The sequence below is a fragment of the Gordonia sp. SGD-V-85 genome, from assembly GCF_001456905.1.
Taxonomy (GTDB): Bacteria; Actinomycetota; Actinomycetes; order Mycobacteriales; family Mycobacteriaceae; genus Gordonia; species Gordonia hongkongensis.
On the sequence record NZ_LNQO01000041.1, the window covers coordinates 1 to 12246 of the forward strand.

General features: G+C 59.4%; 14 protein-coding genes and 1 pseudogene. 11 read left to right on the top strand and 4 right to left on the bottom strand.

All coding sequences use genetic code 11. From position 1 onward, the window contains the following. Positions 1 to 286: transposase (locus AS181_RS24010; protein WP_058253924.1), on the bottom strand; the 286-nt coding region annotated here is incomplete at its 3' end. 129 nt (positions 287 to 415) lie between these two features. Here AS181_RS24010 and AS181_RS25075 point away from each other — a divergent pair. After that, complete coding sequence (locus tag AS181_RS25075) at positions 416 to 556, top strand: hypothetical protein (protein ID WP_156422439.1); 141 nt, start codon at positions 416 to 418, stop codon at positions 554 to 556. 135 nt (positions 557 to 691) lie between these two features. Here AS181_RS25075 and AS181_RS24015 read toward each other — a convergent pair whose 3' ends face one another. Continuing rightward, the gene (locus tag AS181_RS24015; protein WP_004023289.1) at positions 692 to 1168 is read right to left on the bottom strand and encodes a PaaI family thioesterase; all 477 of its coding nucleotides are present in this window, start codon (positions 1166 to 1168) and stop codon (positions 692 to 694) included. A 258-nt stretch (positions 1169 to 1426) separates the two neighbouring features. Here AS181_RS24015 and AS181_RS24020 point away from each other — a divergent pair, with 258 nt between their 5' ends. From AS181_RS24020 to AS181_RS24065, 10 genes are read left to right on the top strand one after another with little or no spacing between them, the layout of a single operon-like run. Continuing rightward, positions 1427 to 2161 carry an MlaE family ABC transporter permease gene (locus AS181_RS24020; RefSeq protein ID WP_033206584.1) on the top strand — a complete coding sequence of 245 codons (735 nt, stop codon included), beginning with the start codon at positions 1427 to 1429 and terminating at the stop codon, positions 2159 to 2161. 10 nt (positions 2162 to 2171) lie between these two features. Next, positions 2172 to 3035 carry an ABC transporter permease gene (locus AS181_RS24025; protein WP_014928961.1) on the top strand — a complete coding sequence of 288 codons (864 nt, stop codon included), beginning with the start codon at positions 2172 to 2174 and terminating at the stop codon, positions 3033 to 3035. An 8-nt stretch (positions 3036 to 3043) separates the two neighbouring features. Then, entirely contained in the window at positions 3044 to 4081 is a 1038-nt protein-coding gene (locus AS181_RS24030; protein ID WP_004023292.1) for an MlaD family protein, read from the top strand. Next, complete coding sequence (locus AS181_RS24035) at positions 4078 to 5091, top strand: MlaD family protein (RefSeq protein WP_004023293.1); 1014 nt, start codon at positions 4078 to 4080, stop codon at positions 5089 to 5091. Before AS181_RS24030 ends, AS181_RS24035 begins: the two co-directional genes overlap by 4 nt. Then, complete coding sequence (locus tag AS181_RS24040) at positions 5088 to 6083, top strand: MlaD family protein (protein WP_004023294.1); 996 nt, start codon at positions 5088 to 5090, stop codon at positions 6081 to 6083. Before AS181_RS24035 ends, AS181_RS24040 begins: the two co-directional genes overlap by 4 nt. Continuing rightward, positions 6077 to 7138, top strand: coding sequence for an MlaD family protein (locus AS181_RS24045; RefSeq protein WP_004023295.1), 1062 nt, complete (start codon positions 6077 to 6079; stop codon positions 7136 to 7138). The genes AS181_RS24040 and AS181_RS24045 overlap by 7 nt, the downstream gene beginning before the upstream one ends. Then, the gene (locus AS181_RS24050) at positions 7135 to 8178 is read left to right on the top strand and encodes an MlaD family protein (protein ID WP_004023296.1); all 1044 of its coding nucleotides are present in this window, start codon (positions 7135 to 7137) and stop codon (positions 8176 to 8178) included. The genes AS181_RS24045 and AS181_RS24050 overlap by 4 nt, the downstream gene beginning before the upstream one ends. Beyond that, positions 8175 to 9131: an MlaD family protein gene (locus AS181_RS24055; RefSeq protein ID WP_004023297.1), complete on the top strand. Its 957-nt coding sequence runs from the start codon at positions 8175 to 8177 to the stop codon at positions 9129 to 9131. Before AS181_RS24050 ends, AS181_RS24055 begins: the two co-directional genes overlap by 4 nt. A gap of 6 nt (positions 9132 to 9137) precedes the next feature. Further along, on the top strand, positions 9138 to 9866 hold the full coding sequence (locus AS181_RS24060) for a hypothetical protein (protein WP_223258800.1): 729 nt from the start codon (positions 9138 to 9140) through the stop codon (positions 9864 to 9866). 29 nt (positions 9867 to 9895) lie between these two features. Then, positions 9896 to 11536: a long-chain fatty acid--CoA ligase gene (locus tag AS181_RS24065; protein ID WP_014928958.1), complete on the top strand. Its 1641-nt coding sequence runs from the start codon at positions 9896 to 9898 to the stop codon at positions 11534 to 11536. Between the two features lie 119 nt (positions 11537 to 11655). On the opposite strand, the pseudogene AS181_RS25560 reads toward AS181_RS24065, so the two are convergent. Together AS181_RS25560 and AS181_RS24805 are read right to left on the bottom strand one after the other, a co-directional pair. Continuing rightward, positions 11656 to 11946, bottom strand: a pseudogene (locus tag AS181_RS25560) (IS3 family transposase); the annotation flags it as partial. 4 nt (positions 11947 to 11950) lie between these two features. Continuing rightward, positions 11951 to 12246 (bottom strand): IS30 family transposase (locus AS181_RS24805; protein ID WP_139114275.1); only part of this gene is annotated, 296 nt, incomplete at its 5' end.

Consider the following 12246-nt stretch of genomic DNA (forward strand, 5'->3'; position numbering starts at 1 on the left):
AGAAAGCCGAAGCCTGCTTCAAGATCGTGTTCGCTCGCCGCAGTTCACGGTTCTCCCGCTCCAACGCCGCGATGCGGTCAGCGTCCTCACTCGTGGTGCCCGGGCGGACCCCGCCGTCGATCTCGGCCTGACGAACCCAATTGCGCAACGCCTCGGGATGGACTCCGAGCTGATCGGCGATCCGCTTGATCGCACCTCTCGACGAATCGGGATCTCGTCGCGCTTCACATGCCATCCGGGTGGCCCGGTCCTTGAGTTCCTCACTGTACTTGCGTGGTGCTGCCATGCTCTCCATCCTTCACAGGTTCGAGAGCCTCCGACAGACCCGGGGCGGTTCAACTGTAGCCAGGACGGAAGGAAGAGAGCTGCACATTCGAGGGAGCTCGCCGCCCTCCCCTCCAATCCTGTGAGAACAGTGCTGCCGGTGACCGTTATGGTTCAGCCGCTGTGTACGAGCCTGATGCTGCAGCGCCGCGACTGGTGGGCGGGCAATCCGCTCGGCCTGACCCTCGCGGTCAAGCCGGTCCTTGCGGTGTTGTTTTCCTGTCGCTACTGAACCGGCAGTGGAAGGCCGAGCGTTTGCAGTTCCAGCCCTGTTGACCGTCGCAGCCTGACCGCTGGCGGTGGATCGCCGAACGTGGTCGCGTACCTCGCAGAGTTGGCGGCGCGCAGAACGGAGACGCGTGCGGCGTCAGTCTGACCGCGTGAAGTTGGCGAAGAAGTCATCGATTGTTGATACGTCGGCATAACGTCGAAAGTGAGCAACGTCGACCTTGACGAAAACACCGCTAGAGGTGAAGTACGTTTGCTCATCGAACGATCCGGCGGCCGCGATGTGCAGTAGGCGATCCGACTCGTGGTCAATCCAGGCAGTGAGACGTATGGGAGTGTGCAGCGGGACCGGCCGGCGGTATTCGACGGTCAGGGTGCGGGTCACCGCGGGGGTCCGCGCGATCCACAGGGTGAAACCCATGATGTCGTCGCAGGCGGCCGAGATCGCGCCACCGTGCGCCAACCCGGGCGCGCCGAGGTGTTTCTCGTCGAAGGTGTGATCGGCGTACACCCGCTCGCCGCTCCGGTAGACCTCAAGTTGAAGTCCGTGGGGGTTGCTGCTTCCGCAGCCCATGCACTGGGACGAGTGTGCCGGCAGTCTTGCTTCGGGGGTCATCTCTGATCGTTGTCCTTAACTCAGCCCGCCACCTACGCAACAGGGTGCGGGGGGATCGATGAGGTGTGGGAACCGGTCCCGAACACGGTCTGTGCTCACCACTATAGGTAATACTGCCAGTACCTGATACTGTCCATTACGCACACGCGAATGGAGTGGCGCACACCACGCGCACTAGGGGGGGAGATGGCCATCACCACCGGCACAGGCGTCAACCGTCTGCTAGACGGCGCTGCCACTTTTGGTAACACCGTCGGCTTGGCTGGTCAGGCCCTGCGGTGGGTAGCAGTAGACATTGCTACAGGACGATTTCCGTTTCGCGAAGCCGTATCGCAGACCTGGTTCGTCATCGTCGTGACAACTCTGCCGGCGATTCTCGTAGCTGTGCCATTCGGTGTCATCGTGTCAGTACAGGTGGGTAGCCTCACTCAGCAAGTTGGGGCCACGTCAATAGCTGGCGCCGCTGGTGGCCTCGGGATTATTCAACAGGGAGCGCCCATCGTTACCGCCCTCCTACTCGGGGGCGCGGCCGGATCAGCGATTGCCTCTGATTTGGGTGCTCGAACGATTCGCGAAGAAATTGCTGCCATGGAGACACTCGGACTCAATCCGATCAGGCGAGTCGTAGCGCCCCGGTTCGTATCTGTGTTGATCACCGCGCCGCTGCTCTGCATGCTAATCGTCTTCACCGGGCTGCTGGCGGGCTACGCCATCAGCGTCGACGTCCAAGGCATCACACCAGGCAGCTACGTCGCCTCGTTCGCTTCGTTCGCATCGATAACAGACATCGTTGTCGCTCTATGCAAATCGCTTGTGTTCGGACTTGTAGTGGTGACGATTGCTTGTCACCGCGGCCTGTCGACGAAAGGCGGCCCTAAAGGCGTCGCAACCTCAGTAAATGCCACCGTAGTACTGGGCGTCGTCGCATGCTTCGTGATCAATGTCTTTATCACGCAATTAACAACCATGTTCGTCCCCCAAACTATTGGATGAGAAACGCCTCGTGACCACCGTTCCCTCCCGGAGGTTCTCCGCCGCCACCCGCCCTGTCGAAGCCGTGATCGCGCCAGTTGTACACGTACCTGAACGCTTGGGGCACGTCGCGACCTTTGTGATCGCCGCGGTCCTCGGCATCCGCCATGTGATCACCACCTACCGACGCCAAACCCTGCTCTACATACAAGAATTCGCCTGGGGTAGAGGTGCAGTCTTGGTCGGTGGTGGAACGGCCATCGTCCTCGCCATCCTCGGCATCGCCGTCGGCGCCTCAATCGGTATCCAGGGTTACGCCTCTCTGGACCTCGTAGGGATGGGTTCACTGACGGGGTTCATCTCTTCCTATGCCAACACCCGAGAGCTTGCGCCAATGATCGCGGCGATCGGGTTCGCAGCACAAGCCGGCTGCCGGTTGACAGCTGAGATCGGCTCGATGCGCATTTCCGAGGAGATCGACGCTCTCGAGGCTATGGCGGTACGTCCTATTCCATTCGTCGTCAGCACTCGCGTAGTTGCGTCGATCACGACCGTGATTCCTTTGTACATCGTCGCGCTTATTCTCGGATTCGGGGCCGCCAAACTCGTCGTCACACAAGTTCACGGCCAATCCGGCGGCACTTACGATTTCTATTTCGACCAGTTCCTCAAACCTCAGGATCTTGCCTTCTCGCTTATCAAAGTTCTTGTATTTGTCATTTCTGTAGTGATTATCCATAGCTATCAGGGCTACTTCGCCACAGGCGGAGCTGAGGGGGTGGGTCGAGCGTCCGGTCGAGCGATCCGCACGAGCCTCATAGTCATCGTCGTGGAGGACATGATCTTGACCCTTCTGATGTGGGGATTCGATTCCGGCGTACGGATTTCAGGGTAGGGGGTTCAGTGGCTGTCTTTCATGATCCGTCCGGACGCGAGCCGTCGCACGGGAACCTGGCCCTTCGGGGGGTCGCCCTATTGATCCTCGGCGCGATAGCTGCCTACTTACTGATAAGTGACGCTAACGGCGACTTCAGCGATCACACGTCGTTGACCATCAACACCGACGCGATAGGCGACGGATTGAAGGGGGGATCGGATGTGAAGTACCTTGGGTTCACCGTGGGGGAGGTCTCGAGCATCGCGGTTCGAGACCGTGGCGCGGCGGTCAAAATCAACCTCACCGGTTCCGGTAACGACCTAGTTCTCCGGCAGGGCATGACGGTGAACTACACCTCGTCAAACGCATTGGGACCAACTGCACTGGAGATCGTAGATCCTGGACAAGGACCACCCATCGGTTCCGGCGGGAGTGTCTACGTGAGCAGGTTGCAATCTGAACAGACCTCGGTGTCAACGCTTGTTCGCAAGATCTCCACGCTGGTCGAGGCACTGGACCAGCCCTCATTTGAAGCGGTAGTGAGGTTCATCGTTGAGGACTCGCAGGCAATGGCTGATAGCGGAAGACTCGTTCTCCAGATTGCGCAACTCACGCGAGATGTCCAGAAACGGCCGGTCGGGGAGGACCTAGGAATTGCGGCTAACCTGTCCACCGGAGTCGCCGACTTCATGACGCCGTTTGTCCCTGGCGTCTTGAAGAACGTCGATATCGCTGACTTTTTCGCCACCCAACAAAACATCGACCGCACGAAGAGTAATCTCGGCGACACGGGAAAGGTTCTTTTCGGTGGGCTCGGCGGCCTGCTCGATAAGAATTACCCAGCCCTGAGTTCGCTGTTAGACGTCGGCCTTGACCTAGCGCGGCCCGTCGCCAGATCCGCCTCGGGGCTAGTTCGCACGGTGTACACGATCCCGCAGATCCTCGATGGCATCGACAAAGCCTTGCCGAAATTCAACGAACGGGTCCAGCTCCAGCTAGCACTGGTGGTCCAGACGTCGCCTGCCCTACAAGGCGCATTGAGAATGGGGGGTGCCACGCGATGACTCTGAGGTCGCTAACACCCACAATCATTAAAATCGTCGCTTTCATCGCTCTCATCGGAGTCCTTTCATATGTCATCATCGCGATTCTGCAGCCGACCAACGAAGGGTCACCCAGTTCGCAGCGTTCCGCGGTGTTTGCCGACGCTTCCGGACTCAAGCCCCGCGACGGGGTACGACTCGCTGGAGTGAAAGTGGGATATGTAACGGCTGTCGATCTCGAGGGCTCAACAGCGATCGTCCGTTTCCAACTGGATGACGGTGTCGCGATTACCCCCGCGACGACTGCCGCTGTGCGTTACCAAAATCTGCTGGGGCAGCGGTATGTGGAACTCATCAATGCCGGACAAGGCGCCGACCAGGACTCGATCACACAGGTGGCACTCGAGAAGACCGTCCCGTCCTTCGACGTATCGACACTATTCAACAGTTTCAAACCAGTATTCGATACATTGAATACTGCGGAAATCAACGAGCTTCAGTCGAACCTTCTACGGGTTGCCCAGGGAGACGGTCGAGGTATCGCACCAGTCATGAAGCAAGTCGCGAACATCACTGATTACGGGAACCAGCGTTCAGAGATCATCACCAATATTGTGACGAGCCTGGGGCAGGTGTCCGACCAGTTGATGGGGCGCTCCGCTGAACTGGTTGAGTTGATAGACAAATTGGGGTCAATCGTCGATGCGTTCAGCCGCGTGAGCGATCGACTGCGGGCCTCGCTGCGAGAGGTCAACCGTTCGATGGCAAAGACTGTACTCGCCGGTGAGCAGATCGAGTCGACCTACGACACCAGCTTCGCGGCTATCTTTCAGAGATTAGTGCGGGAGCCAGGGGATACAGAAGGCCTACTGAATGGTGCCGTTCTCCTGAAGCCGCTCCTGGACGCCCTGGCCGCAACATCCAACGCGACTCCCCCGCCCTCGGCGGCAGGGTGTGCCCGAGGGGTGCTCGACCTACCGAGAACAGTGCAGATCGCCCTGATGGGTCAACGACTGGTGGTGTGCCAGTGACCCGTTTCTTCGGCAAGCGTCCGCATCACCGCCCGCAGCGTCGGCGGGACCTCATCCTGGCGGGGGTCGTAACGATGGTCACGGTGGCCGGTCTCGTCGCCGCCGGAGCTGTGTATATCTCGCCGCCCGGACAAACTATCTACAGCGCGGAGTTAGTCAATACCGGCGGATTGGAAGCTGGCGACCAGGTACGTATCGCCGGGATCAGGAAAGGCAAGGTAGCGTCGGTCGACCTGACCGGAACGTTCATCACCGTGCGGTTCCGGCTGGATGACTCGATTGCCGTTCGGTCGGACGCGACGGCGAACGTCCGTCTCCTCACCCCTATCGGTGGACGTGTATTGGACCTCGACCCAGGTTCAGGCCCGTCGGCCATTGACGGCGCGATCCCACTGGTGCAGACAGGCAGCACCTATGATATTTCCAGCACCCTGGAGACATCTACACCGGTGTTCCGTGACGTGCGTGGTGTTGATCTACGGCGCACGGCGGCGTTGCTACAGGATGCCTTTTCCGACGGAAACACCAATATCCCTGATGCCCTGCAAAACGCGAGCAGCCTGATGGACTTGCTGGAGCGTCAGTACGCACAACTCGACAAGACGGTGGCTTTGTCCGACGAGTATGTCGCTGCCCTCGCAAACCGCAAGCAGGTACTCGTGGACTTCCTACGCCAGCTCAGCTTCCTTGCCCGCACCCTTGGACCAGACATCGCCAACGTCCAGAGCGGGTTCGATTATCTACGTCGTCTTTTTAAGTTGCTGACCCGGCCGCTTGTCGCGTACCGCGACGGTATAGAACCATCGGTACAGCAGTTTAAGATCCTTCTAAACAAGGTGTCGGCCCAGATGCCCGCCTACCAAGACGCGCTGGCCCAGGTCGATCAGATCACCAGAAGACTGAGCATTCTCCTCAATGCTCCGCAGGTCGGACCTGCGAGTCCTGAACCGACCGTCCGCGTCTGTATCCCGATTGGTGATAACAAATGTTGACGGAGCGGATGCGTCGGCATCTGATCCCGATCGCCACCATTGTCACACTGGCAGTAGTGATCGGCGGCGTCGGAATCGACTATGCGACAGCCGACGACGACACGCGATCACTATGTGCGGAGTTTTCTGACGCATCAGGTCTGTACGAAGGCAATTCCGTCGCGATGCTCGGCAAGAAGGTGGGCAGGGTCGTAGGCATTCACGAGGAGGGACAGAAAGGTGTGCGTGTCGATATGCGGATCGACAAGACCGTGCCGCTTCCCGCAGATGTGGGTGCGACCCTGGTGTCCACCTCGATTGTCACCGAAAGACAAATCGAGTTCACCCATCCCTATCGTGGCGGAGAATATTACAAGTCGGCTGAGTGTATCCCACTGGAAAAGACCAGGACTCCACTGGGGATTAGTCAAACGCTCGACGCGATCAGCACTCTTTCAGACGAACTCGTCAAGGACGACGGACGTAACACGGATGCGATTCTTCAGGCACTTACACTCGTCTCGAAAAACATGGAAGGGACCCAGGGTGATATATCCGGCATTCTCCAGGACTCGGCCACGCTAATCAACGATCCGACCCGGCGTGATAGCCAGATACGCAGGATTGTAGCCAATCTCGCCACCTTAACCGGTGTTGCCACCGAAAACAGTACTGAGGTGACCCAGCTATTCGACAACTTCGTAGGCGCAATTGAGGTGATTGTTGCTTTCGGTCAAACATTCGGCGCCGCAACAGAGTACGCAGGCACCTTCGTCCCTATCCTGTCGCGCCTATCGTCTGACTTCGGGCCACCTATTTTCTCACTTGGAGATGCTGCGGTTCCCCTCCTCTCGCAAGCGGGCAAGCAAGAAAACATACTTGCGTCCGTCGCCGCTCGAACAGCTGACCTCATCGTTGAGCATCCAGATGCGAAGTCGATCCTGCGGGCATTCGCAATATCTGTACCACTGCAGGCCCTCAAGAACGCGTGCGCTCCTCCTTCCGTCAAGGACGTTTGCGCGACGGGTAACGAAGCGGCGACGATCGCCAACTTGATCGGAGGGCAACCTCGATGATGATCTACGGCTACCTTCGTCGTGTCACGGCCGCGATCGTGACGCTGTTCGTAGCGACTATCGCCCTCGCCGCCTGCAGCATCAGTGCTGACAACCCGCCGACCATCGGTGGATCATCCGCCCGAGACGGCTACGACATCGAGATCGAGTTCACGAGTGCTCTGAACTTGCCTGCCCGTGCCAAAGTCCTCTCTCGAGGGATTGACGTCGGTGCCGTCACCAGCGTCGCTTACGACGGAGGCCACGCGCTGGTTGCTGCCCGAATTGATAAAGACGCCCAGCTGCCGGAAGATTCGCGCGCGGAACTCCGCCAAGACACTCTCCTGGGCGAGATTTATGTGGCCATCCTTCCCCCTGCACAGCAGTCCACCCAAGGCTTGCTGCGCGCGGGATCGGTAATACCTCTCTCACGCACCGAACCGGCTGCCAACGTCGAGGACGTGATGCGGGGTATGGCTAACGTATTGGGCGGGGGTGAACTCGATAAAATCCATACCGCGATATCGACGCTGAACTCGACTTTTCCGAGTGACCCCGCCCAGTTCGATGCGCTCTACCGCACGACCTTGCGCACCGTGTCTGAGGTGTCTGCCAACACCGACAAACTCGACGTAATCCTGCAGTCAGCCGATCGCACACTCAAAGTGATCCTGGCCGACCCGTCAGGTACAGACCGAATGTTGACCAAGGGGGGAGTGAACTTTTATGGTCTGGGCTACTCGCTAATTGACGTAGCGCTACTCATCGCTAATCTGCGCGACTTCGCGGTATCCGCAGGCCGTATCGTCGACCCTGAGTATTCCCGCATCAAGGAAACGGTGGGCGCGATCGCGCCAGTGGTCGCGTCCATCGCGTACTCGGACATCTACTCCAAGGATGTTTCCGACAAGGCGGCTCGTGTAATACGCGAAAGGCTCATCCCATTCGTCAGCTCGCCAGATATCAACGTCTCCGATGTGTCTATCGATGGCCGAGAACTGGCGCGGCGTGATGCCGAGTCGTTCATAACCGTCTTGCGAGCGATCGGAATGATGCCATGATCCGCAGCACCCTCGTATCGCTGGTTGCCCTTGTCCTCGTTCTCCTCGTCGGAGCGACATACTTGATCATCGACGTGGCACGGGTAAACCCGTTCCGCACCGACTACGCGATCTCGGCCATACTCGAGAGCTCGGGCGGCCTTCTAGACACATCACCGGTAATGTTAGAGGGGGTGCCGGTGGGAAAAGTGACATCTATTCGCGTCACAGGTAATCAGCTCGCCGTCGACATGTCCATCGACTCCGACTATAAGATTCCTCGCGGCAGTGTCATGACGATTCAGAACCTCTCGGTCGCGGGAGAACAATACATCAATTTCATCCCACCGGGCACAACCACCAGTGAGTACTTGCGTAGTGGGGACCTAGTGCCCGCCGGCGCCATCCGCGTGTCGCAATCCGTTCCCCAGGTGCTCCCGAAAATGTCGGCAGTGGCGGACGCGCTCGATCCAGCATCGATTCAGTCCATCAACGAAACGATCTCGGCGGCAGTCGACGGCCGGCAAAAGGACCTCGACACGATCGGAGACATGATGCACCGCCTCGTGGACTTCGTCGGTGACGACGGTGCCGTCCGTACCACTGCGGACAATGCCGAGTTCCTCCTGGGCCTTATGTCGAACGTGGGCGGTGTGCTCAGCACCGCGTCGGTCCGGACCCCGGATGCCGTCGACGGTTTGGCGAGGATCCAACGTGCGTTCATCGTTTTCACTTCTACGTCCTACGACAAATGGCCACCGATCCTGAAGCTAGTGGAAAAGCTCAGCGGCTACATCCAGATACTCCAGCCCGATATTGTCGCCATTACCCGCGCGGTGAAGCCGGCGACGGCGAAAGTCGCAGACACATACATCGACTTCGGATCGATCGGTGATCTTCTGGCTCGAACATTCCCAGCGTCACATCGGGGGCAGGCGCAGATTCCGATCGCCGTCACGCCATCACCTCGCTGACGCCCGATGGATACCTCCTACACCAGCATTCACAGAAGGCAGCAAATGACGGCACAAGACAACGGACCAGAATCCAAGGACAGCAGCGCTGAGGATAAGCTGACTGCGGCTTCCGACAAAGCAGATCGCAGCGACGCCACTGGTGCTACAGAATCTGCGACGTCCCAAGACGGTCCCGCCCCGGACGAGGCAAGCCCCCCGACGTCCGATGCCAGGCACCGATGGAGATCAGCACGCGTCCAGGCGGTGGCCGCCGGCGCTTTCGTGGTGGCACTCGCGGTGCTGGCCGGCCTCTTTGCTTACCTCTACATTGACATGAGGGAAGCAAAGACGTCCGCGGAGAACGCTGCCACACAACGAGCGCAGGCAGCGCAGGCAGCATCGGACTACACCACAAAGTCGCTCACCTACAGCTACCAAAACACCGGCGCATTCTTTACCGAAGTGAAAGAGAATGCCAGCGATGCGTTGGTCAAGCGATACGACGATGTCGAACCCACCCTGACCCAAATCATGGAACAGGCCAAGGTCCAAGCGTCGGGACGCGTACTGGCGACCAGTGTCACCGGCAGCGCCAGCGAGAACCGGGGGGAATACACGGTGCTGGTCTTCGCCACCCAGAAGACCCAGAATGTTCAGAACCCTCAGCCGAGCGAACTCCCCACACTGTTGAAAGTAGTCGTGCTGAAGACCGAGAACGGCTGGCAGATCCAGGATTACGGACCTGCCGAATGATCCAGCGTCCGCCGCGAAAGGAGAATTTGATGAAAAGCACCATGCAGGAGGTGCCGATGACAGTGTCATCGATACTGCGTCACGTCGCAACCAATCATACTGATAGGCAGGTGATTACTTATTCCGCGAGCGACTCTGCCCGGTACGCAACCTACGGCGATCTCGAAGAGCGATGCGCACGTCTGGCGAATGCTCTGCGCCGGGTCGGCGTGGTCGGCGACGACCGCGTGGCAACCATGCTGTGGAACAACCAGGAGCACCTCGAAGCGTACGCTGCGGTACCCGCGATGGGCGCGGTGCTGCATACGCTGAACATCCGGTTGTCACCGGCTCAGCTGCAGTTCATCGCGAACCACGCCGAAGACAAGGTCATCATTGTGGACGGGTCGCTGGTGCCGTTGTTGGCGGCGGTCTTACCGGGCTTGGCGACGGTTCGGGTTGTGTTCGTTACCGGCGACGGCGACACCTCCCCGCTCGACGGCCACGGCGTGACCGTGATGCGATACCATGACGCGCTCGCAGCAGAATCACCAATGTTCTCTTGGGTCGATCCCGACGAGCGGTCGGCTGCGGGTATGTGTTACACGAGCGGCACTACAGGCGATCCCAAGGGGGTCGTCTACAGTCATCGCTCGGTGTTTCTGCACTCCATTGCAGCGTGTACTGGTAACGCTCTGGCGATCGCAGAAGCCGATCGTGTACTTCCCGTCGTGCCGATGTTTCATGCCAGCGCCTGGGGTCTGCCCTACGCGTCGCTGATGGCCGGCGCGGACTTGCTCATGCCTGATCGATACCTTCAAGCGGCGCCGCTCGCCGACTTGATCCAACAGCATCGCCCCACGAAGGCAGGAGCAGTACCGACAATCTGGAACGATCTTCTTCAGTACGGTATCGCGAATCCGGGTGTCGACTTGTCATCAATCGACCTTGTCGCCTGTGGTGGAGCTCCTGTCCCGCAGTCGTTGATCGAAGGGTTTGCGGACCGCTTCGGCGTACAGATTATCCAGGCGTGGGGCATGACTGAGACGTCCCCGCTTGCAGCGGTAAGTCGGCCTCCCGCCGGGATCAGCCCCACAAAGGAAATGTCGTACCGCAAGCGACAGGGACGGGCAATTTGCGGGGTGGAGATGCGCCTCATCGACGAGGGCGGCCTGCCGGTTCCCCGTGACGACAAGTCCGTCGGCGAACTCGAAGTGCGGGGTCCGTGGGTCACAGGCAGCTACTACCGGCTCGAGGACGCCGAGAGGTTTCGGGATGGCTGGTTGCGGACCGGAGACGTGGGACACATCAGCCCGGACGGGTACCTGACGCTGACCGACAGGTCCAAGGACGTCATCAAGTCAGGGGGCGAATGGATCTCGTCAGTGGAGCTCGAGAACTGGATCATGTCGCACCCAGATGTCGCCGAGGCCGCGGTTGTCGCGATGCCCGACCCCCGGTGGCAGGAAACAGCTCTCGCCGTGGTGGTTCCGGTACCGGGTCGCAAGGTGTCGGCTGACACGCTTCACGAGTGGTGCCTAAGAAATTGCCCGGAGGAGATCCCACACTGGTGGATCCCGAAGAACTGGACGTTCGTGGAGCAGGTACCGCGTACGAGCGTGGGCAAGTTCGATAAGAAGGTGTTACGCGCGAAGCATGAGCAGGGCGAGCTGCCGGTTGTATCGAATTAGCGCCGCTATAGGGCGCAAGTGTGCCCACCGAACGTCGTCAGCGTTCGGTGGGCACACTTCTATAGAAGCAATGCATTTGCCGATGGGGACTGCTGCACGGATAGGTGACAGTTTGGGTGTCATGCCGCGGCAGCGGCGGTGTTGATCATTGCTTCGAACTCGACAGGCGTCAACCGACCGAGGCGGGCTTGCCGGCGCCGGCGGCGGTAGGTCCGTTCGATCCAGGTGACGATCGCGATCCGAAGCTGCTCGCGGGTGTCCCAGCGTTGGCGGTCGAGCACGTTGCGTTGCAGGAGTGCGAAGAAACTCTCCATCGCTGCGTTGTCCCCGCACGCTCCGACTTTGCCCATCGACCCCGTGAGTCCATGAGTGTTCAAGGCGTGTACGAATTTTCGCGATCGGAATTGGGCGCGTTCAATCGGTCGATGCAACACTGGGTTGTTGTAGCGAGTGTAGTTGTTCGCCAAAGACTTCGGCGGGAGTTTTCCATCCAAGGACTTTTCTAGGACGGTTGTTGAGGGTGTAGGCGATGGCCTCGAGGTCCTCAGCTGACCACCGCGACAGATCAGTTCCCTTAGGAAAATATTGGCGCAGAACACCATTGGTGTTCTCGTTGGATGGTCGCTGCCACGGTGAGTGCGGATCGGCGAAGAACACCTGCGTTCCGGTGTCCATCGCGAACTGGGCGTGAGCGGACAGTTCCTTGCCGC

What these genes read in the sequence shown, in the direction of transcription:
- AS181_RS24015 (WP_004023289.1), bottom strand. Translation starts at nt 1,168, where the DNA reads ATGACCCCCGAAGCAAGACTGCCGGCACACTCGTCCCAGTGCATGGGC.
- AS181_RS24035 (WP_004023293.1), top strand. Translation starts at nt 4,078, where the DNA reads ATGACTCTGAGGTCGCTAACACCCACAATCATTAAAATCGTCGCTTTC.
- AS181_RS24045 (WP_004023295.1), top strand. Translation starts at nt 6,077, where the DNA reads ATGTTGACGGAGCGGATGCGTCGGCATCTGATCCCGATCGCCACCATT.
- AS181_RS24065 (WP_014928958.1), top strand. Translation starts at nt 9,896, where the DNA reads ATGAAAAGCACCATGCAGGAGGTGCCGATGACAGTGTCATCGATACTG.
- AS181_RS24060 (WP_223258800.1), top strand. Translation starts at nt 9,138, where the DNA reads ATGGATACCTCCTACACCAGCATTCACAGAAGGCAGCAAATGACGGCA.
- AS181_RS24055 (WP_004023297.1), top strand. Translation starts at nt 8,175, where the DNA reads ATGATCCGCAGCACCCTCGTATCGCTGGTTGCCCTTGTCCTCGTTCTC.
- AS181_RS24050 (WP_004023296.1), top strand. Translation starts at nt 7,135, where the DNA reads ATGATGATCTACGGCTACCTTCGTCGTGTCACGGCCGCGATCGTGACG.